Source organism: Pseudomonas brassicacearum (genome assembly GCF_009601685.2).
Classification (GTDB): Bacteria; Pseudomonadota; Gammaproteobacteria; order Pseudomonadales; family Pseudomonadaceae; genus Aquipseudomonas; species Aquipseudomonas kilonensis_B.
Genome location: NZ_CP045701.2, coordinates 755,589 through 775,905 on the forward strand (window position 1 = coordinate 755,589; position 20,317 = coordinate 775,905).

17 protein-coding genes are annotated in these 20,317 nt (G+C 62.5%); 3 read left to right on the forward strand and 14 right to left on the reverse strand.

Translation table 11 applies throughout. The annotated features are described in order from the left end of the window. Positions 1-41: 41 nt before the first annotated feature. The 3 genes from GFU70_RS03245 (at position 42) to GFU70_RS03255 (ending at position 6,675) form a co-directional block, all read left to right on the forward strand. Positions 42-980, forward strand: a complete 939-nt coding sequence (locus GFU70_RS03245; protein WP_058546568.1) for a DnaJ C-terminal domain-containing protein — start codon at positions 42-44, stop codon at positions 978-980. Positions 981-1,213: 233 nt separating this feature from the next. Continuing rightward, positions 1,214-1,513: a chaperone modulator CbpM gene (locus GFU70_RS03250; protein WP_058546569.1), complete on the forward strand. Its 300-nt coding sequence runs from the start codon at positions 1,214-1,216 to the stop codon at positions 1,511-1,513. A 110-nt stretch (positions 1,514-1,623) separates the two neighbouring features. After that, complete coding sequence (locus tag GFU70_RS03255; protein WP_153387590.1) at positions 1,624-6,675, forward strand: NEL-type E3 ubiquitin ligase domain-containing protein; 5,052 nt, start codon at positions 1,624-1,626, stop codon at positions 6,673-6,675. Between the two features lie 105 nt (positions 6,676-6,780). Here GFU70_RS03255 and ureC read toward each other — a convergent pair whose 3' ends face one another. The 14 genes from ureC to GFU70_RS03325 all read right to left on the reverse strand — a co-directional run bounded on the left by ureC (position 6,781) and on the right by GFU70_RS03325 (position 20,293). Continuing rightward, a complete protein-coding gene (ureC, locus tag GFU70_RS03260) occupies positions 6,781-8,481 on the reverse strand; it encodes an urease subunit alpha (RefSeq protein ID WP_116643269.1) in 1,701 nt (566 codons plus the stop codon). Positions 8,482-8,608: 127 nt separating this feature from the next. Further along, positions 8,609-8,917: an urease subunit beta gene (locus GFU70_RS03265; protein WP_064107018.1), complete on the reverse strand. Its 309-nt coding sequence runs from the start codon at positions 8,915-8,917 to the stop codon at positions 8,609-8,611. Beyond that, positions 8,914-9,447, reverse strand: a complete 534-nt coding sequence (locus tag GFU70_RS03270; RefSeq protein ID WP_058546573.1) for a GNAT family N-acetyltransferase — start codon at positions 9,445-9,447, stop codon at positions 8,914-8,916. Before GFU70_RS03270 ends, GFU70_RS03265 begins: the two co-directional genes overlap by 4 nt. 7 nt (positions 9,448-9,454) lie before the next feature. Next, positions 9,455-9,988, reverse strand: coding sequence for a GNAT family N-acetyltransferase (locus tag GFU70_RS03275; protein WP_058546574.1), 534 nt, complete (start codon positions 9,986-9,988; stop codon positions 9,455-9,457). A gap of 9 nt (positions 9,989-9,997) precedes the next feature. Beyond that, positions 9,998-10,300, reverse strand: a complete 303-nt coding sequence (ureA, locus tag GFU70_RS03280) for an urease subunit gamma (RefSeq protein WP_003197350.1) — start codon at positions 10,298-10,300, stop codon at positions 9,998-10,000. Positions 10,301-10,566: 266 nt separating this feature from the next. Then, a complete protein-coding gene (locus GFU70_RS03285) occupies positions 10,567-11,409 on the reverse strand; it encodes an urease accessory protein UreD (protein WP_153387591.1) in 843 nt (280 codons plus the stop codon). Between the two features lie 31 nt (positions 11,410-11,440). Continuing rightward, positions 11,441-12,139 carry an urea ABC transporter ATP-binding subunit UrtE gene (gene urtE / locus GFU70_RS03290; protein ID WP_058546576.1) on the reverse strand — a complete coding sequence of 233 codons (699 nt, stop codon included), beginning with the start codon at positions 12,137-12,139 and terminating at the stop codon, positions 11,441-11,443. A 168-nt stretch (positions 12,140-12,307) separates the two neighbouring features. Next, positions 12,308-13,186 (reverse strand): urea ABC transporter ATP-binding protein UrtD, encoded by an 879-nt coding sequence (gene urtD, locus GFU70_RS03295; RefSeq protein WP_153387592.1) that lies wholly within the window; start codon positions 13,184-13,186, stop codon positions 12,308-12,310. Next, a complete protein-coding gene (urtC, locus tag GFU70_RS03300) occupies positions 13,186-14,262 on the reverse strand; it encodes an urea ABC transporter permease subunit UrtC (protein WP_116643266.1) in 1,077 nt (358 codons plus the stop codon). The genes urtD and urtC overlap by 1 nt, the downstream gene beginning before the upstream one ends. Continuing rightward, positions 14,262-15,758, reverse strand: coding sequence for an urea ABC transporter permease subunit UrtB (gene urtB / locus GFU70_RS03305; RefSeq protein WP_116643265.1), 1,497 nt, complete (start codon positions 15,756-15,758; stop codon positions 14,262-14,264). Before urtB ends, urtC begins: the two co-directional genes overlap by 1 nt. Positions 15,759-15,884: 126 nt before the next feature. Then, entirely contained in the window at positions 15,885-17,150 is a 1,266-nt protein-coding gene (urtA, locus tag GFU70_RS03310; protein WP_058545695.1) for an urea ABC transporter substrate-binding protein, read from the reverse strand. 403 nt (positions 17,151-17,553) lie between these two features. Continuing rightward, entirely contained in the window at positions 17,554-18,564 is a 1,011-nt protein-coding gene (locus tag GFU70_RS03315; RefSeq protein ID WP_153387593.1) for a FecCD family ABC transporter permease, read from the reverse strand. Next, positions 18,561-19,508: an ABC transporter substrate-binding protein gene (locus tag GFU70_RS03320; RefSeq protein ID WP_058545697.1), complete on the reverse strand. Its 948-nt coding sequence runs from the start codon at positions 19,506-19,508 to the stop codon at positions 18,561-18,563. The genes GFU70_RS03315 and GFU70_RS03320 overlap by 4 nt, the downstream gene beginning before the upstream one ends. Beyond that, positions 19,505-20,293: an ABC transporter ATP-binding protein gene (locus GFU70_RS03325; protein ID WP_058545698.1), complete on the reverse strand. Its 789-nt coding sequence runs from the start codon at positions 20,291-20,293 to the stop codon at positions 19,505-19,507. Before GFU70_RS03325 ends, GFU70_RS03320 begins: the two co-directional genes overlap by 4 nt. Between the last annotated feature and the right edge of the window lie 24 nt (positions 20,294-20,317).

Consider the following 20,317-nt stretch of genomic DNA (forward strand, 5'->3'; position numbering starts at 1 on the left):
TGCATGGCGGTGCTATATCGATAACGGATGGTGATCCTTCAATGGACTTCAAAGACTATTACAAGATCCTGGGTGTCGAGCCGACGGCTGACGACGCCACGATCAAGGCCGCCTATCGCAAACTGGCGCGCAAGTACCACCCGGACGTAAGCAAGGAAAAGGATGCCGAGACCCAGTTCAAGGACGTCTCCGAAGCCTATGAAGCGCTGAAAAGCGCCGACAAGCGCGCCGAATACGACGACCTGCGCCGCTACGGTCAGCACGGCCAACCCTTCCAGGGCCCGCCGGGCTGGCAGAGCCGTGGTGGTTTTGGTGGCCAGGACACCGGGGACTTCTCGGACTTCTTCAGTTCGATCTTCGGTAATCGCGGGCCAGGTTTCGGTGGTGGGCAGTCAGGTCGCAGCGCCGGCCGTCGAGGGCAAGACGTGGAAATGGAATTACCGATCTTCCTGGAAGAAAGCCTGTCGAGCGAGTCGAAAAAGGTCAGTTTCCAGGTGCCGCAGTACAACGCGGCCGGTCAGCATGTGAGCAACACCAGCAAAAGCCTGAACGTGAAGATTCCGCTGGGGGTGACCGACGGCGAACGCATCCGCCTCAAGGGCCAGGGCGCGCCGGGTATCGGTGGCGGCGCCAATGGCGATTTGTACCTGACCATTCGTTTCGCCCCGCACCCCAAGTTCGATGTCGAAGGCCAGGACCTGATCATCACCTTGCCCCTGGCTCCGTGGGAATTGGCGCTGGGTACGGAAGTGGCGGTGCCGACCCTCACTGGCAAGATCAACCTCAAGGTCCCGGCCGGCAGCCAGAACGGCCAGCGCATGCGCGCCAAGGGCCACGGCCTGCGCAACAAGGCCGGCGAGCGCGGTAACCTGTTCGTGCAGCTCAAGGCCGTGATGCCCAAGGCCAGTGACGAGGCGGTCAAGGCGTTGTGGGCGGAACTGGCGAAGAAAGCCGCATTCGATCCGCGGGAGAACTTCTGAACACGGGCCGGTTTTTGAGCATCGCCCCGTAGGAACGGGTAGGAACTTGTAGGAGCATGTAGGAGCTGACGAGTGAAACGAGGCTGCGATCTTTGCGCTAGCCATTGAGTCCGAAGCGAAAGATCAAGATCAAAAGATCGCAGCCTCGTTTCACTCGTCAGCTCCTACCAGCTCTACCAGCCCCTACCAGCTCCTACACTGCTACACAGTTACAGCATTGGGAGAAGCAGGCCATGAACAACCCGATCATTGAACTGAACCTGAGGGAATTTTGCGAGGCCGCGGCTTTGCTGGATGTCCATGTCATCGAAATCGTCGAACACGGCATTCTCGAACCTCACGGCGCCGCCCCCTCGGATTGGCGTTTCACTGACTACGAACTGGTCCTTGCCCGGCGCGCCGCCAAGCTGCGGCGCGAATTGGAATTGGAATGGGAAGGCGTTGCCCTGGCGCTGGACCTGCTCGAGGAAGTGCAACAGTTGCGCGCTGAGAACCGGCGGCTGCGTCAGCAATTGGGGCGTTGGGTGGGCTGACCATGGTGGGCCTTTACGTCATGTCATGTTGTACAAGCGATAAATAGTTACCTCATTCAACATGGGGCGAATGCTTAGGCTCGGGTTTTCTTCGTCAAGGATGACCCGATATGCCTATACCGCCAAACGAAGCCATTGCGGCTTCGCCTTCCAACCCCGCCGGCGTGCATGACGATCTGCTCAAGAGTCGGATCCCCGCCTGCTACACCCAGGCCAGTACGCTGCGCCAGGTGGCGCTGAGCAAACATCAGCTGGAAATTCCTGACTGGTACGCGAAGGCGGCCCCTGAAACCAGGACCGAGCTCAAGCGCAGCCATGAGCGATACTGCGCCGTCTTGAGCCAGATCGACAACACGTTGGGCTCGGTGCAAGACATTCGCACCTTTGCCGAACCGCTTCTCAGCCAGGCCATTGAAAACACCTTCCGGCGAACGTTGAACGTCAGGGAGGTTTATCTTGCGCGCAAATTCGCCGTCAAGACCCGCACCGACCTCGGCAGCAATCTGCTCCATCGCTTGACAGGAGAGGCGTTCGATACCATCGAGTATCGGGGCAGTTCGTTGCTGGAGGCGGCCCTCGCGAATTTCGAGCCGGACGAAGAACGCAAGCTCGACTGCGATGACTGCCATTTCATCACGACGACGCCCGTATCTTCCGATGGCACCCTGAACCATACCTTGCAGTCTGTCCGGGAGGGCGCGCTGCCGATTGCCCCGCAGGCCTTCATCAAGCTGTGCCGCGAGCTGGACCTGGGCCGCCGATACCAGGAGCACCTCAAGGCGATCCTGCAACCGAGCAATGACCGGGGCCGCAACGAACTGGACCGCCAACTGCGCGAGCATCATAGACAATCGCTGGCGATCAGCATCGAAATTGCCCGATCCAAGTCCGATATCCGCCAGGACACCTACCAGATGCTGCTGCAGCTCGTCGGGGGTCAATCCGGCATCAAGCTCGATGGCCGCTCGGTGACCGTCGCTTCGCTGAAAATCTTCGATGTGGAACTGATCGGCCCCCTGCTGATCGGTCCCGAGCGCGAGCACAGCAACCGTGTGGAGCGGGTGGTGGCGTACATACCTGACGACCCGGAACACCCGGTCAAGGAATATGCCTCCAGCGCCGAATTCATGGTGGAACTGCGTCGACGCCTGCATGGCCTCCAGTACCGGCGTTTCTTCAGTCGCTTCGTGCCGCTGCGCGAGCAAGGCGCTTTTTTCGAGCGCTTCAACCGGCTCTATCAACCTTCATCGCAAACCGACCAGCAGGCGGATTTTCCTCTCGCGTCGCAGTTGCGCAATCTGCCCATGGAGACATTGCTCATTCGTGACGCCCTGTGGGAGAAGCTGCGCCGCGAGCAAGTTGGCAAGATCCTGACGGATGCACGCGCGGCGGCGGTGCCCACCGGCGACGAAGACCAAAAAGCGCGCCAGGCGCGTCTGGATAGCTGGGAGAACACGGTTATCGATGTGCTCAACATGGCCGCCTTCATAGTGCCCGGGCTAGGGCCGGTGATGATGACGGTGTGGGCCGTGCAGATGCTCGATGAGGCAGTCGAGGGCATTGAAGCATTCGAGCGCGGTGAGACCCAGGAGATGTGGGCGCATTTCTCAAGCCTGGCGCTTAACGTGGTATTCGCCGCCGCCGGCGCGAAAGTGCTGCCGCACGTCGTGCCATCGGACACGGTGGCCCAAATGGAACCTGTGACCTTGGCCAATGGCGAGTCACGCCTCTGGCGTCCTGACCTGCGCGCCTACCGCAGCGATCGGGAACCGCCGGCCGCGTCGGTTCCCGACGCTCGAGGCCTGTATCGAGTCGATGGTCGGGATGTCGTGTCGCTGGACGGCGACCATTACGAAGTGCAACAGGAGCCGACGACCCAGCGTTATCGTGTCCGTCATCCTTCCCGCGGACCGCAGGCCTATCAGCCCGAGTTGATGCACAACGGCAGCGGGGCCTGGCGCCATGAACTGGAGCAGCCCCGGAGTTGGGAGGGAAGCACGCTGATGCGAAGACTCGGTCACCTCGTCAGGGACTTCAGCGATGCCGAACTGGAACAGATCCGTACGGCCAGCGGTACGAGCGAAGCGGTGCTGCGACGGATGCACGTCGAGGGCGAGCCGATGCCTGCCTTGCTGGCCGATACGATCAAGCGCTTCGGCCTGTGTCGGCAAGTCGACACATTTATCGGGCAACTGCGTAGCGAAGACCCGGAGCAATTTGAACAAGCCGATCCGATGACCCAGTTGCATCTGCTGGCGGGCTACGGGCCTTGGCCGAAGGGGCTGAGGCTGAAAGTGGTCGACGGCGCCGGCAAGACACGTTGGGAATACACTCGGCCATCGCAAACGGCAGGCGGCGACCGCGATGTTGTTCTCGCCGAGACGAAAATCCGCACGCCTCACGTGCTGAAAAACCTGATCGAGTCGGTGGACGTCGTCGGGGGCGACCTGCTGGCTGGTACGAGTCCGGCGATTCCAAAAAACGCTATCGACGCTCGGGTCCGGCAGTTGCGCAAAAATCTGGTGGCCCTGGTGGAGCGTAACAAGGTGCAGCTGTTGAACGATCACTATGCCAGAACGGATGTGGCGAGTGACCCGCGTGCGGCGCTGATCAAGTTCCGTTTTCCCTCGGTTCCTGCGGCGGCAGTCGAACAACTGGTGGCGTGTGCCAGCCCCACCGAGCAACAACAGATGGCCGCCTGGAACTTCGCCGACGCCGCCCAGACCAAACCCATCCCGTTGCGTATCGTCGAAGAACTGCGTGACTACCAGAAGGCGTTGCGTTTGAACCGGGCTTACGAAGGGCTCTACCAGCAAGCGCTGGCCACAGTCGACACGCCTCGACTGGCCTTGGCGACCCTGGAAACCTTGCCAGGCTGGAACGACTCGGTGCGCATCGAGTTGCGCGAGGAAGACGTCTCGGGTGCCTTGATCGACAGCATCGGATCGCCAGACGCATCGCAGACCAAGGTGGTGGTCAAGGATGGCGAGCGCTATATGGCCTTCGACGACAAGGGCAACGACCTGAGCCTCTGGGACAGCCTCTACGTAGCCTTGCAGCATGCCCTCCCGGATGCCGAGCGCCAGGCCATGGGCCGGCCTTCGATTCATCAGGGCGACCTTTTGCAGAAGGCGATCGGGGCGACGCCACTGAGCCGCGACGCGCTGGCCAGGCGTTTGAAGATGCAGCCGTCAAAGCCGTCCTTCAAGTCGCCGATGCGGCTGGTCTCGGGCGAGCTCGGCTATCCCATGAGTGGCATACGGGAACGTTTGGGCCTGGGCCGGTCGCCGGAGCTGCGGGTGTTGGATCTGTACCCGGACTATACGGTCGAGCAGGTCCAGACCTTGTTGCGGTCCCTGGGAGATGACGCCGTTGCGGAGCTCAAGCGGCGTAAAGTCGAATTGGAAACGCTGCGTCGGGATCTGGACCGCTGGGCCGGTCTTCCCCTGGTGCTGGATATCGGTGGGGATCGTGTCGTGCGGGTGCCGCAGGCCGTCAGGCAAGGCGTGGCTGAACGCATCAAGCGGTGCTGGAGGCGTCAGTCCACCATGGCGGTGACGGTGGACGGAACCCGGGCCGGATATGTGCTTGACTTGGGCGGACAGGACGTAGGTACGCTGCCAACCCTGACGGCTGACTTCAGCCATGTGGCCTCGCTGAATCTTCGGGACATGAACTTGTCACCGCTGTCTTGCGACCGCTTCCTCCAAGGGTTTTCCTCTGTTCGTTGGTTGGACATGACCAACAACCGGTTGACCGATCTCCCCGAATCGCTGGGGAGTATGAATGGTTTGACCCGGCTGCAATTGAGGGCGAATCAGATCAGGCTGACACCCCGCAGCATCCGGATCCTGGAGGAACGTGTCAGCCTCAAGATCCTCGTCCTGGACAATAATCCGCTAGGCCGGTTGCCGGACTTCAGCAGCCTGGTTGATTTACGGGGACTGAGCCTTAGGGGCGCGTGGATCGACACGTGGCCGACAGGGTTGCGCGATCAGCCGCTGGAGCAAATCGATTTGCGCGGCAACTTACTGACCGATGTGCCGGCAGAGCTGACCGATCCGCCGGCTGAGCGCGCTCATGCCACGGCACGTCTCAATGGCGTGACGTTGCTTCAAGGCAACCCGCTGAGCGAGGCGACCCAGCAGCGCTTGCGTGAATACTGGGCGAATCTTTTGCTGTCGCATCCCGAGTGGGTGGCCTTGCGTTGGCCCGGTGCGTTTGAAGCGGTCGAGGTACAGGGCCCCTCCACGGTGCAGCAATGGTTGCGAGACGTGCCCAGGGAACAGTTGCCGGACAAAACCACCTTGTGGCAAAACCTGGAGGCTGAAGCGAGTTCCGCGGAGTTTTTCCAGCTGCTGAATCGGTTGGCCGAGTCCTACCAGGGGGCGGAGCATTATTCCGACCTGCAGGCGCGTGTCTGGCAGATGCTCGAGGCGGCCGGTGCGTCCACCGAGTTGCGTCGAGAACTGTTCGACCTGGCCGGTGCCCCGGCGTGTGAAGATCGCGCCGCGTTGTCCTTCAGCTATTTGGAAATCCGTTTGATGATTCACAACGCCAAGGCGCTGTCGGCCGGGGAGCACGAGAGTGCGACGTTGATCCGCCTGGCCAAGGGGTTGTTTCACCTCGATGAAGTGGAGAGCATTGCCCTGCAGGATATCCAACAGCGGCGTGACGCGATCAACGCCCGTCAGGATCTCACCGCTGCGCAAAAGAACCGGCAGATCAGGCAGATCGAGGAAGTGGAGGTGCGCCTGGCCTACCGTGTCGGTCTCAAGGATCGATTGGCGCTGCCGGGGCAACCGGAGGGCGGGCGTTTCATTCAGATGGCCGGTGTCACGCCGGACATGCTCGAGGCGGCGGCAACCCGGGTCCTGGCATTGGACGATTCCCCCAGGGAGCTACAGGCGCTGGTCGGTCGGGATTTCTGGATCGAGTACGTCAAGCAACAGCACCGGGCATCGTTCCAGGCGCTCACTGACACACTCATCGCCAACCAACTCGAGCTGGATGAGGCGAGCGCGGCCGGAAACCTGGAGGAGGCTGACTATGTCCATCAATCCGAGGCGCTGGGCTTGCAGCACAAGGTCAAGGAAGCGGAACTGATCCAGTCGTTGACCAAAGAAGAGCTGGACGCGCAGGTGGAAAGCACGGACCTGTAAGACGACTCCGAAAAAATGTGGGAGCGAGCTTGCTCGCGATGGCGGCGGCACATTCAACACGTATGCAAGCTGAACCACCGCTATCGAGCAAGCTCCCACACAGGATCAAAACAGGAAATAGCGCTGCGCCATCGGCAACACATCCGCCGGTTCACACCACAACAGCACGCCGTCGGCCTTGACCTGATAGGTCTGTGGGTCGACGTCGATGCTCGGCAGGTAATCGTTGTGGATCAGGTCGGTCTTCTGCACATCGCGGCAGCCTTTGACCACGGCGATTTTCTTCTTCAACCCAAGCTGTTCCGGCAACCCGGCCTCGGCGGCGGCCTGGCTGATGAAGGTCAGGCTGGTGGCGTGCCGCGAGCCGCCGTAGCTTGCGAACATCGGCCGGTAGTGCACCGGTTGCGGCGTCGGAATCGAGGCGTTGGCGTCGCCCATCAGGCTGGCGGCAATCGCCCCCCCTTTGAGGATCAGGGTCGGCTTGACGCCGAAGAACGCCGGGCGCCACAGCACCAGATCGGCCCACTTGCCCACTTCGATGGAGCCCACTTCATGGCTGATGCCATGGGTGATCGCCGGGTTGATGGTGTACTTGGCGATGTAGCGCTTGATGCGCAAGTTGTCGTTGCCTTCGCCATCGCCGGGCAGGGCGCCGCGTTGCTTCTTCATCTTGTCGGCGGTCTGCCAGGTGCGCGTGATGACTTCGCCGACGCGGCCCATGGCTTGGCTGTCGGAGCTGATCATCGAGAAGGCGCCCAGGTCATGGAGAATGTCTTCGGCGGCGATGGTCTCGCGGCGGATGCGGCTTTCGGCGAAGGCCACGTCTTCAGCGATGCTCGGGTCCAGGTGATGGCAGACCATGAGCATGTCCAGGTGTTCGTCGATGGTATTGCGAGTGAACGGTCGGGTCGGGTTGGTGGAGCTGGGCAGCACGTTAGGCAAGCCGCAGGCCTTGATGATGTCCGGTGCATGACCGCCGCCGGCGCCTTCGGTGTGGTAGGTGTGGATGGTGCGGCCCTTGAACGCGGCGAGGGTGGTTTCGACAAAACCGGACTCGTTGAGGGTGTCGGTGTGGATCGCCACCTGCACGTCATACTGGTCGGCCACGCTCAGGCAGTTGTCGATGGCCGCGGGTGTGGTGCCCCAGTCTTCGTGTAGTTTCAGGCCGATGGCGCCGGCCTTGACCTGCTCGATCAACGGCTCTGGCAGGCTGGCGTTGCCCTTGCCGGTGAAGCCAATGTTCATCGGGAAAGCGTCGGCAGCCTGGAGCATGCGCGCCAGGTGCCACGGGCCGGAGGTGCAGGTGGTGGCGTTGGTCCCGGTGGCTGGGCCGGTGCCGCCACCGATCATGGTGGTGACACCGCTCATCAGCGCTTCTTCGATCTGCTGCGGGCAGATGAAGTGGATGTGGGTGTCGATACCGCCGGCGGTGAGGATCATGCCTTCGCCGGCGATCACTTCGGTGCTGGCGCCGATGGCGATGGTCACGTCGGGCTGGATATCCGGGTTGCCGGCCTTGCCGATGGCAGCGATGCGCCCGTCCTTGAGGCCGACGTCGGCCTTGACGATGCCCCAGTGGTCGATGATCAGCGCGTTGGTGATCAGCGTGTCGACGACCTCGGCGGCCAGCAGCTGGCTCTGGCCCATGCCGTCGCGAATCACCTTGCCTCCGCCGAACTTCACTTCTTCGCCGTAGGTGGTGAAGTCTTTTTCCACTTCGATCCACAACTCAGTGTCGGCCAGGCGGACCTTGTCACCGACGGTGGGGCCGAACATGTCGGCGTAGGCTTGTCTCGAAATCTTCATGTGCTCGCCTTGAAACTCAATTGACTGTTGGACCGCTCGCATAGCTCGCTATCGCAGCCTTCGGCAGCTCCTACAGGGGAAATGTGTACACCTGTAGGAGCTGCCGAAGGCTGCGATCTTTTGATCTTTAATCCAGGTTGCCCATGACCCGCGCGGCAAACCCGAACACCCGGCGATGCCCGGCCAGGTCCACCAGTTCCACCTCGCGGCTCTGGCCTGGTTCGAAGCGCACCGCGGTGCCGGCCGGGATGTTCAGGCGCATGCCACGGCTGGCGGCGCGGTCGAAGGTCAGGGCGTCGTTGGTCTCGAAAAAGTGATAGTGCGAGCCAACCTGGATCGGCCGGTCGCCGCTGTTGGCGACGTTCAGCGTGAGCGTGCGGCGGCCGACGTTGAGTTCGATGTCGCCAGGCTGGACCTGGTATTGCCCTGGAATCATTGCGGTTGCCCCAAAGTCTTGTAGTAAATGGCGGTCGGTGTGTAGGTCCCGTCCGGGCTCTGGCAGTAGTCGGGCAGTTCGCCGACGCGGATGTAGCCCATGGCGCGGTAGAACGCCTCGGCCTCGGAACCGGCCTCGGTGTCGAGGTACAGCAGGCCGCGCTTGTGCTGGCGGGCGCCGAGCTCCAGGGCGCTCATCAATTGCTGGCCCAGGCCCCGGCGACGGGCCTCGCCGCGCACCAGCAGCTTCTGCACTTCGGCGCGGTTGAGGCCGTTGGGTTTCTGGCACAAGGCAAGCTGGACGCTGGCCTGCACCTGTTCATCCTTGACCACCACCCACAGCAGCAGGTGGCCCTGGTCGAGGCTGGCCTGGACCTCGTCGAAATAGGCACGGGCCTGGACGGCATCGAGATCGGCCATGAACCCCACGCTGGCGCCGTACCCAACGGCGTCGAGCAACAGATCGATCAGACCCTGGCGATAATGCGCAAAGCTTTCGGCGTGGACTCGACGCAACTGGGCGGCGTTCATTGGCTTTTCACTCCTTGTTGACGGCAGGCGGTAGCGCCCCGGGGTTAAGGTTCAACTGCATGAAGGTCAGGTCCAGCCAGCGGCCGAACTTGGTACCCACCTCGGGCATCTGCCCGGTGGTGACGAAACCGGCCCGCTCGTGCAGGCGAATCGACGTCGTGTTGCCGCTTTCGATGGCGGCGACCATGACGTGTTTGCCGCAGGCCCTGGCGCGCTCGATCAACGCGCTCATCAGCCGTGGGCCGAGGCCGTTGCCGCGCTGGTCGCGGCAGACGTAGACCGAATGCTCCACGGTGTGCCGGTAACCATCGAAGGGGCGCCAGTCGCCGAACGAGGCATAGCCAAGCACGTTTTCATCGGCATCGACGATCACCAGCACCGGATAGCCCTGGGATTGCCGGGCGCTGAACCACGCCTGGCGATTGCCCAGGTCGACGGTCTGTTCGTTCCAGATCGCCGTGGTGTTGAGCACCGCGTCGTTGTAGATGTCGCGGATTGCCGGCAGGTCGGCAGGCCGGGCGTCACGAATGTGATAAATCATGCCGCGGCCTCAGGCGATGGGTTGGTGGACGGTGACCAGTTTGGTGCCGTCGGGAAACGTCGCTTCGACCTGGATTTCCGGGATCATTTCCGGGATGCCTTCCATCACCTGCTCGCGACTGAGCAGCGTGGTGCCGTAATGCATCAGCTCGGCCACGGTCTGGCCGTCACGGGCGCCTTCGAGCAAGGCCGCGGAAATATAGGCCATGGCTTCCGGGTAGTTGAGCTTCAAGCCACGGGCCAACCGTCGTTCGGCGACGAGGCCGGCGGTGAAGATCAGCAGCTTGTCTTTTTCGCGTGGGGTCAGGTCCATGTGCAATCCATAAGGGCAGATAAAAAAATTCGCTGTAAATAAACCCATTTCCCTGTGGGGGCGGGCCAGGGGAAGCAAAGCCTGTGAAAGCAAAGCCTGTGAAAGCAAAGCCTGTGAAAGCAAACCTGTGGGAGCAACGCTTGCTCGCGATAGCCGCGCCTCGGTCGATCAGAAGGACCGCGTTATCGTTCATCGCGAGCAAGCGTTGCTCCCACAGAAATTCATTGCTTCGACTTGCATGGTATCGCTCCCACAGAAAAGCAAATTCAGGTACTCCAGATTCTCGGTGGCAGGGCCTCTCGTCCAAGCAACGCAGGCCTGAGCAAACGCCACAATTCAATCAACCACCCCCGCGCCAGCAGCGCCTCGCTCGCCAGGCAGCGGGCCACGACCAGGCCGGGTAATTGGGTCAGGTCGCCACGTACGTCATGGCCCAGGGATCGGCATCGCGCCAGCAGCTCGCTGTCGATCTCGCCGGTCACCAACAACGTGGCAAACACCGGATCGCCGCCCAGCCCGATGGGTGAATCGAGCAACCCATCACCGCCCACAATGCGCTGGCGCTCGTGCCACAGCAACTGGCCGTCGCGCCGAATGTCCAGGCGTGACTGGAAGTGCCCCAGGTCGAACCGCTCGCCGCTGGCCGGTCGGCCGAGGGCAACCATGTCCCAGTAGAACAGGCGCCCGTCGCCCTGCAGGTCGATGCAGGTGCTGAGTTCGGCCTGGGCCGCGCTGAAGACGATGGTTTCCTGGGGCAGCCATTCCAGGGTCGCGCCGGGGGCCACGCTCAGGGTCAACTGCTGGTACGCAGGGCCTGCGGCGCGATACCACTTGGCCGCGCCGGGGCTGGTCAACTGCGCCCAGGCACCCGGGCCGACGTCGGCCGAGATGTCCAGTCGGTCACCGCCGGCAATCCCGCCGGGCGGGTGGACGATGATGTGCTGGCACACCTCGGGGCCTTCGGCATACAGGTGCTTCTGCACCCGCAGCGGGCCTTTATGACGGCGCTGTACCGGGCGTGTGCACTCGCCGAAGCGGGCGTAACCCAAGTCCAGCTCGGCGTGCCAGCTGGGGGTGAACAGGGCGGATGGCGAAACAGGTAGATTCATGATTTTCTGATTATCGTCAGGACGCTACAGACTAGATCGTAACCAGCCCGCGCACACCCTCGGCTTCCATGTTTTCTCCGCGCCCCTGCTGCACGATCTCGCCCCGGGACATCACCAGGTACTGATCGGCCAGCTCGGCGGCGAAGTCGTAGAACTGCTCCACCAGCAAAATTGCCATGTCGCCCCGGGCCGCCAGTTTCTTGATGACCACGCCGATCTCCTTGATCACCGACGGTTGGATGCCTTCGGTGGGCTCGTCGAGAATCAGCAGGCGCGGACGGCTGGCCAGGGCCCGGCCAATGGCGAGTTGCTGTTGCTGGCCGCCGGACAGGTCGCCGCCACGGCGCTGTTTCATTTGCAGCAGCACCGGGAACAATTCGTAGATAAACGCCGGCACCTCCTTGGCTTCGGAGCCGGGAAAGCGCGACAGGCCCATCAGCAGGTTTTCTTCCACCGTCAGCCGCCCGAAAATCTCCCGGCCCTGGGGCACGTAGGCAATGCCGGCATGCACCCGTTGGTGTGGCTTGAAGGTGGTGATGGCTTTGCCTTCCCAATTCACCACGCCTTCCTTGGCTGGCAACAGACCCATCAGGCATTTGAGCAGGGTGGTCTTGCCCACGCCGTTGCGCCCCAGCAGGCAGGTCACCTCGCCGACCTTGGCGTCGAACGACAGGCCGCGCAGGATGTGGCTACCGCCGTAGTACTGGTGCAGTTTGTCGACTTGCAGCATGTCTTGAATCCCCCCTCAAGTCCCCTGTGGAAGTAATGGCTTTCTGTGGGAGCAAAGCTTGCTCGCGATAACAGCACCTCGGTCTATCAGAAGGACCGCGTTTTCGTTCATCGCGAGCAAGCTTTGCTCCCACAGGCGCGCTCCCACAGGGGGAGTGTGTTTGCAGGTCTACCGCCCGAGATACACCTCGATCACCCGCTCATTTTCCTGTACCTGCTCCAGCGACCCTTCGGCCAGCACGCTGCCCTGGTGCAACACGGTGACGTGGTCGGCAATCGCGCCGACGAAGCCCATGTCGTGTTCCACCACCATCAGTGAATGCTTGCCCGCCAAGGACTTGAACAGCTCGGCGGTGAACTCGGTTTCGGCGTCGGTCATGCCTGCCACCGGCTCGTCGAGCAGCAGCAGTTGCGGGTCTTGTACCAGCAGCATGCCAATCTCCAGGAACTGCTTTTGCCCGTGGGACAGCAGCCCGGCGGCGCGGTTGACCGAGGAGGTGAGGCGGATGGTCTCGAGCACTTCGTTGATCCGCTCGTGTTGCTCGCCAGTGAGTCTGGCCCGCAGGCTGGCCCACACCGATTTGTCGGTCTTGAGCGCCAGCTCCAGGTTCTCGAACACGCTCAGCGCTTCGAACACCGTGGGCTTCTGGAACTTGCGGCCGATGCCGGCCTGGGCGATCGCCACTTCGCTCATGCTGGTCAGATCCAGGGTTTCGCCGAACCAGGCCTTGCCATGGCTGGGGCGGGTCTTGCCGGTGATCACGTCCATCAGCGTGGTCTTGCCGGCGCCGTTGGGGCCGATGATGCAGCGCAGTTCGCCGACGCCGATGTACAGGTTCAAAGCGTTCAAGGCCTTGAAACCGTCGAAACTGACGCTGATGTCTTCCAGGGTCAGGATGGTGCCGTGACGGGTGTTCAGGCCCACGCCGGCTGCCTGGCCGAGGCCGAGGCCGATGGCGTCGCGGCTGCTGCCTTGGTCCCGATTGGCATCGACAGGGGGTTCGAGGATGGGTTCGAGCATGAAATCCGCCGTTGGTGTGATTCGCATCATTCGCCCCTTTTCTTCAGCAGCCCGATCACACCCTTGGGCAGATACAAGGTCACGACGATGAACAGTGCGCCAAGGAAGAACAGCCAATATTCGGGAAACGCCACGGTGAACCAGCTCTTCATGCCATTGACCACGCCGGCACCCAGCAACGGCCCGATCAGCGTGCCACGCCCGCCAAGGGCGACCCACACGGCGGCCTCGATGGAGTTGGTCGGCGACATTTCGCTGGGGTTGATGATGCCCACCTGCGGCACGTACAACGCCCCGGCCAGGCCGCACAACACCGCGCTCAATACCCAGACGAACAGCTTGAAACCACGGGGATCGTAGCCGCAGAACATCAGGCGGTTTTCCGCGTCACGCAGGGCGGTCAGTACTCGGCCGAACTTGCTGCGGGCCAGGCGCCAGCCGATGAACAGGCTCGCCACCAGCAACACCACCGTGGCCAAAAACAGCACCGCCCGGGTGCCCGGCTCAGTGATGCCAAAGCCCAGGATCGAACGGAAATTGGTGAAGCCGTTGTTGCCGCCAAACCCGGTTTCGTTGCGGAAAAACAGGAGCATCCCGGCGAAGGTCAGGGCCTGGGTCATGATCGAGAAGTACACACCCTTGATCCGCGAGCGGAACGCGAAAAAGCCGAACACCAGCGCCAGCAAACCGGGCGCCAGTATCACCAGGCACATGGCCCAGAGGAAACTGTCGGTGCCGGCCCAGTACCAGGGCAGCTCGTTCCACGACAAGAAAGTCATGAACGCCGGCAAGCCATCGCCGGCGGCCTGGCGCATCAAGTACATCCCCATGGCGTAGCCGCCCAGGGCGAAGAACAGGCCGTGCCCCAGGGAGAGCAAACCGGCATAGCCCCAGACCAGGTCCAGCGCCAGGGCGACGATGGCGTAGCAGAGAATCTTGCCCACCAGGGTCAGGGTATACGCCGAGACGTGCAGCGGATGGTCCGCTGCCAGCAGCGACAGCAACGGCAGGCTCAGCAGCACTGCCAGGATCACCGCGCCGACGACGAGGGTGACTTTGGGACCGGCCTTTTGCGTGGCCGTGAGCATCAGGGGCTGGTTCATCAGTCGATTACCCGTCCTTTGAGCGCGAAGAGGCCTTGCGGACGCTTCTGGATGAACAGGATGATCAGCGCGAGGATCAGGATCTTGCCGAGCACGGCGCCGATCTGCGGTTCGAGGATCTTGTTGGCGATGCCCAGGCCGAACGCGGCGAACACGCTACCGGCCAACTGGCCGACGCCGCCGAGCACCACCACCAGGAACGAGTCGATGATGTAGCTCTGGCCCAGGTCCGGACCGACGTTGCCGATCTGGCTCAGGGCCACGCCACCGAGCCCGGCGATGCCCGAGCCGAGGCCGAAGGCAAGCATGTCCACCCGGCCGGTGGGCACGCCGCAGCAGGCGGCCATGTTGCGGTTCTGGGTCACGGCGCGCACGTTCAGGCCCAGGCGCGTCTTGTTCAAAAGCAGCCAAGTCAACACCACCACGAACAGCGCGAAGGCAATGATCACGATGCGGTTGTACGGCAGCACCAGGTTCGGCAACACCTGGATCCCGCCCGACAACCAGGCCGGGTTGGCGACTTCGACGTTCTGCGCACCGAACAGCAGGCGCACCAGTTGGATCAACATCAGGCTGATGCCCCAGGTGGCGAGCAGGGTTTCCAACGGGCGCCCATAGAGGTGGCGAATGACCGTGCGCTCCAGGGCCATGCCGATGACGGCGGTGATGAAAAACGCCACCGGCAGGGCGATCAGCGGATAGAACTCGATGGCGTTCGGGGCGAAGCGCTGGAACAGCAACTGCACCACGTAGGTGGAATAGGCGCCCAACATGAGCATCTCGCCATGGGCCATGTTGATCACCCCCAGCAGGCCGAAGGTGATGGCCAGGCCGAGGGCGGCGAGCAGCAGGATCGAACCCAGGGACATGCCGCTGAAGGCTTGGCCCAGCAACTCGCCCACCAGGAGTTTGCGTTTGACCTGGCTGAGGCTGGTTTCGGCCGCGGTGCGCACAGCGGCATCGGTTTCGACGCCGGGTTCGAGCAAACCTTCCAGGCGGGTGCGGGCCAGTGGATCGCCGGTTTCCCCCAGCAGGCGGACGGCGGCCAGGCGCACGTTCGGGTTGGTGTCCACCAGTTGCAGGTTCGCCAGGGCCAGGCTCAGGGCGGCATGCACGTCTTCGTCTTGCTCGCCGGCCAGTTGCCGGTCGAGAAAGGCCAGTTGGGCCGGGCGGGCGCTTTTTTGCAGTTGCTGGGCGGCGGCCAGGCGCACATTGGCGTCGGCGGCGAGCAGTTGATGACTGGCCAGGGCGGTTTCGATCAGCCCTCGCAAGCGATTGTTCAGACGCAGGGTCTTGGGCTGGCCGTCGACGGTCAACTGGCCTTGTTGCAAGGCGTTGATCAGTTCGACACGCTCAGGTTCCGGTTGCGCGGCCCAGGATTGCAGGAGTTTGGCCTGCTGGGTCGGGTTGGCGGCGACGAAGTCTTCGGCGTCGCCGGCGTGGGCGGCCATTGGTAGCAGCAAACATGCTAGGAGGAACAAACGATAAAGGGACATAGCTACGTCCTGTAAGGCGACGACGGACCCTGTGGGAGCAAAGCTTGCTCGCGATGACGGTGTGTCTGGATGACCGCGATCGCGAGCAAGCTTTGCTCCCACAGAGTTAGGGGCTTGTTCCCAGGCTCAGTTGCTCTTCACCGCATAGTCAGGCTTCTTGTCGTTGCCTTCGATGAACGGGCTCCACGGTTGGGCGCGGATCGGGCCTTCGGTCTGCCAGACCACGTTGAACTGACCGTCGGCCTGGATCTCGCCGATCATCACCGGCTTGTGCAGGTGGTGGTTGGTCTTGTCCATGGTCAGGGTGTAGCCCGACGGTGCGTCGAAGGTCTGGCCGGCCAGGGCTTCGCGGACTTTGTCGACGTCGGTGGACTTGGCTTTTTCCACTGCTTGCGCCCACATATGGATGCCGACGTAAGTGGCTTCCATCGGGTCGTTGGTCACTGCTTTGTCGGCGCCTGGCAGGTTCTTGGCCTTGGCGTAGGCTTTCCAGGAATCGACGAATTTCTTGTTCGCCGGGTTATCCACGGATTCGAAGTAGTTCCACGCCGCCAGGTTGCCTACCAGTGGCTTGGTGTCGATGCCGCGCAGTTCCTCTTCGCCCACCGAGAACGCCACGACCGGTACGTCGGTGGCTTTGAGGCCCTGGTTCGCCAGTTCTTTATAGAACGGCACGTTGGAGTCGCCGTTGACCGTGGAAATGACCGCGGTCTTGCCGCCGGCCGAGAATTTTTTGATGTTGGCCACGATGGTCTGGTAATCGCTGTGGCCGAACGGGGTGTAGACCTCTTCGATGTCCTTGTCCGCCACACCTTTGGAGTGCAGGAACGAGCGCAGGATCTTGTTGGTGGTGCGCGGGTAGACGTAGTCGGTGCCCAACAGGAAGTAGCGCTTGGCACTGCCGCCTTCTTCGCTCATCAGGTATTCCACCGCCGGAATCGCCTGTTGGTTCGGCGCCGCACCGGTGTAGAACACGTTTGGCGACATCTCTTCACCTTCGTATTGCACCGGGTAGAACAGCAGCCCGTTGAGTTCTTCGAACACCGGCAACACGGATTTACGCGACACCGACGTCCAGCAGCCGAAGACCACGGCGACCTTGTCCTGGGTCAGCAACTGGCGGCCCTTTTCGGCGAACAGCGGCCAGTTCGACGCCGGGTCCACGACCACCGCTTCAAGCTGCTTGCCGTTCACACCACCCTTGGCGTTGATCTCATCAATGGTCATCAACGCCATGTCCTTGAGGGACGTCTCGGAGATCGCCATGGTGCCGGACAGCGAATGCAGGATGCCGACCTTGATGGTCTCGGCGGCTTGGACGGTCCAGGCCATGCCCATCGCGGCAATGCTTGCCGAGAGTGTAAAAGCCTTGATCAAGCTACGACGCTTCATTGTGCGATCTCCGTGGTCTTTTGAGTTTTTTCGAGGGCAGATGCAAACGCTGAAAGCGCTTTTGCAAGGGGTGTGCCCGGTTGGGGGAAGGCCAGGAAACACGGGAGTAGCGCACAGGGGGAGCAGAGCAGTGCACCATGAGCGAACGCGTCATGGGGGCTGGTGCGAAGGGGTGCGCCACATTGGGGCGAGAGAGTTGCAAGTCGGTTACAGTTCAATTGTGGCGAGGGGATTTTATCCCCGCTGGCCGTAGGAGCTGTCGAGCGAAGCGAGGCTGCGATCTTGTCCCAGGCAATTGAGTCGCGAACGAAAGCTCAAGATCAAAAGATCGCAGCCTTCGGCAGATCCTACAGAGTCCAGCGGGGATAAATCCCCTCGCCACAGGGAGGGGTGTTGATAAGTATCAGCGACGGCGCATCAGGCCGATAAAAAACAGTCCGCCGATAGCGGCTGTCGCGACCCCAATCGGCAGGTCTTCCGGCGCAATCAACGTCCGCGCCGCCACGTCCACCCACACCAGGAACAGGCTGCCAAGCAGCACACAAGCCGGCAGTAACCGCCGATGCTCGGCGCCCACCAGGCGCCGGGCAATGTGCGGCACCATCAGCCCGACAAAACCAATCGAGCCGCTGATGGACACCAGTACGCCGGTCATCAGCGAGGCGATCAAGAAGATCCACAACCGCACCTTCGCCGCATTCAGGCCCAAGGTCACGGCGGTCTGTTCGCCGGCCATCAGCGCGTTCAGTGGCCGGGCCATGCCCAGCAGTAACACCAGCCCCAGCATCACACTGGCGGCCGGCACCGCCAGCAGTTCCCAGCGGGCCAGGCCCAGGCCGCCGAGCATCCAGAACATCACTGCCGAACTGGCGCGATGGTCACCGAGGAACAACAGCAGGTTGGCCGCCGCCATCATCACGAAGGACACCGCCACGCCGCACAGCAACAGGCGATCACTTTCCAGGCGACCCTGGCGGGCAGCGATGGTCAGCACCAGCAACATGCTCAGCAGCGCTCCGATGAACGCCGCCAGCGGCAGGGTCAGCAGGCCGACAATCTCGCCGACATGCAGCACCACGATGACCGCACCCAAGGTCGCGCCCGACGTGACGCCCAGCAAGTGGGGGTCAGCCAGTGGGTTGCGCGTGACCGCTTGCAGCACCGCCCCGATCAACGCCAGCCCGGCGCCGACCAAAGCACCGAGCAGCAGCCGCGGGACGCGAATCAGCCACACGATATGCTCCTGGCCGGGCGTCCAATGCACGTCACCCACCCCGAAGGCCTTGTTCAGCAGAATGTCCCAGACCACGGCCAGCGGCACCCGCGCCGGCCCGAAACCCAGGGACACCACGCATGACACCAGCAGCAGTGCGCCGAGGAACATCAGCAGGGCGCCGTAGCGACGACCGTTCATTGGCCGTGAAAACCCCGCGCCAGGGTTTGCACCGCCAGCACGTTATCGATGCCCGGGGTGGCCTGCACGTAGGGAATTACAATGAAGCGCCGTTGCTGGATCGCCTCCACCGATTGCAGGGCCGGGTTGTTCAACAAGAATTGTTGCTTCTGCTCGGCGCTGACTTCGCCGTAGTCGACGATCACGATGACCTGCGGGTTGCGCTCGACCACGTTCTCCCAGTTCACCCGGGTCCAACTGGTTTCCACATCATCGAGGATATTGCGCCCACCGGCCGCGTCGATCAGGGCCTGGGGCATGCCCAGGCGCCCGGAGGTCATGGCGCGGTCTTCGCCGCTGTCGTACAGGAACACGCGCGGTTGCTGGGCGGGCAGGTGCTTGCGCACTTCGGCCACCTGGGCCTGCATCGTGGTGATCAGCGCGTTGGCGCGATCTTGCACGTCGAAGATCTTCCCGAGGTTGCGCAGGTCGTTGTAGGTGTCCTCCAAGGAGGCCGCCGGACGCTTCATCACGAAGGCGCAGGATTCGGTCAGTTCGTACACGTTGATGCCCAGCGGTTGCAGGGTCTGTGGGGTCAGGTCGCCGCCCACGCGCATGCCGTAGTCCCAGCCGGCGAAGAAAAAATCCACGTTGGCATTGAGCAGGGTTTCCACCGAGGGGTATTTGGCGGCCAGTTCCGGCAGGCCATCGAGGATCCTGGCCATCTCGGGCGTCACCGATTTCCAGCCGCTGATGCCGCTGTAGCCGACCATGCGCGGCTTGAGGCCCAGGGCGAGCATCATCTGGGTCATGTTGATGTCATGGCTGACGGCATGGCGTGGGGCTTCATTGAACACCACCTGGCGGTTGCAGCTTTGGATCGTCAACGGGTAGTGGGTGGCTTCGGCCAGAGCGTGGGCACTGCCCAGCAGCAGGGGCAGCAACAGCAGGGAACGCAAGGTCATGGTTGGGTTATCCAGGTGATTCGTGGGTAGCCAGACAGGGGATGTTCATCCACCAGCGCGTCGATGCCGAACACCTCGCGCAACAACTCGACGGTGAGGACATCCTTGGGCGTGCCGCTGGCGACGATGCGCCCGTGTTCGATCACGTACAGGCGGTCGCAGAAGGCGGCGGCCAGGTTCAGGTCGTGGAGGCTGGCGAGGGTGCCGATGCCCAGGCCCTTGATCAGTTGCAGCAATTGCAATTGATAGTGGGGGTCGAGGTGATTGGTCGGTTCGTCGAGGATCAGCAACTGCGGTTGCTGGGCCAGGGCCCGGGCGAGGATCACCCGTTGCTTTTCACCGCCCGAGAGGGTGGCGAATGCATGGTCGCCAAAGCCTGCGAGCCCGGCCGATTCCAGGGCCTGGCGCACCAGCCGACGGTCGTCGTGATTGTCGCCGTCGAACAGGCCTTTGTGGGGCGTGCGGCCCATGGCGACCACTTCCTCGACCGTCAGGCCGAAGGCGTCGGGAAACTCTTGCAGCACCACGGCGATGCGTTGGGCGCACCAGCGCGAGGACTGTTTCCAGACGTTGTGATGCTCGAGTCTCACCTCGCCATGTTCCGGGCGGCTGAAGCGATAGGCGCAGCGCAACAGGCTGGTTTTGCCGCTGCCGTTGGGCCCGATCAACCCGACAAACTCACCGGCCGCCACCTGCAACGTCACGTCACGCAGCTGGAACTGGTGATGGCAGTGGCCATGGCCCAGGGGCGTCCAGGCGAGGTGGGAGAGGGTCAGGGAGGTCATGCAGCTACTCGGCATTTGGTTTGA

Bases quoted from the DNA above. Each gene is read 5' to 3' on its own strand.
- GFU70_RS03245 (WP_058546568.1), top strand. From the start codon at position 42: ATGGACTTCAAAGACTATTACAAGATCCTGGGTGTCGAGCCGACGGCT.
- GFU70_RS03250 (WP_058546569.1), top strand. From the start codon at position 1,214: ATGAACAACCCGATCATTGAACTGAACCTGAGGGAATTTTGCGAGGCC.
- GFU70_RS03255 (WP_153387590.1), top strand. From the start codon at position 1,624: ATGCCTATACCGCCAAACGAAGCCATTGCGGCTTCGCCTTCCAACCCC.
- ureC (WP_116643269.1), bottom strand. From the start codon at position 8,481: ATGAAGATTTCGAGACAAGCCTACGCCGACATGTTCGGCCCCACCGTC.
- GFU70_RS03265 (WP_064107018.1), bottom strand. From the start codon at position 8,917: ATGATTCCAGGGCAATACCAGGTCCAGCCTGGCGACATCGAACTCAAC.
- GFU70_RS03270 (WP_058546573.1), bottom strand. From the start codon at position 9,447: ATGAACGCCGCCCAGTTGCGTCGAGTCCACGCCGAAAGCTTTGCGCAT.
- GFU70_RS03275 (WP_058546574.1), bottom strand. From the start codon at position 9,988: ATGATTTATCACATTCGTGACGCCCGGCCTGCCGACCTGCCGGCAATC.
- ureA (WP_003197350.1), bottom strand. From the start codon at position 10,300: ATGGACCTGACCCCACGCGAAAAAGACAAGCTGCTGATCTTCACCGCC.
- GFU70_RS03285 (WP_153387591.1), bottom strand. From the start codon at position 11,409: ATGAATCTACCTGTTTCGCCATCCGCCCTGTTCACCCCCAGCTGGCAC.
- urtE (WP_058546576.1), bottom strand. From the start codon at position 12,139: ATGCTGCAAGTCGACAAACTGCACCAGTACTACGGCGGTAGCCACATC.
- urtD (WP_153387592.1), bottom strand. From the start codon at position 13,186: ATGCGAATCACACCAACGGCGGATTTCATGCTCGAACCCATCCTCGAA.
- urtC (WP_116643266.1), bottom strand. From the start codon at position 14,262: ATGAACCAGCCCCTGATGCTCACGGCCACGCAAAAGGCCGGTCCCAAA.
- urtB (WP_116643265.1), bottom strand. From the start codon at position 15,758: ATGTCCCTTTATCGTTTGTTCCTCCTAGCATGTTTGCTGCTACCAATG.
- urtA (WP_058545695.1), bottom strand. From the start codon at position 17,150: ATGAAGCGTCGTAGCTTGATCAAGGCTTTTACACTCTCGGCAAGCATT.
- GFU70_RS03315 (WP_153387593.1), bottom strand. From the start codon at position 18,564: ATGAACGGTCGTCGCTACGGCGCCCTGCTGATGTTCCTCGGCGCACTG.
- GFU70_RS03320 (WP_058545697.1), bottom strand. From the start codon at position 19,508: ATGACCTTGCGTTCCCTGCTGTTGCTGCCCCTGCTGCTGGGCAGTGCC.
- GFU70_RS03325 (WP_058545698.1), bottom strand. From the start codon at position 20,293: ATGACCTCCCTGACCCTCTCCCACCTCGCCTGGACGCCCCTGGGCCAT.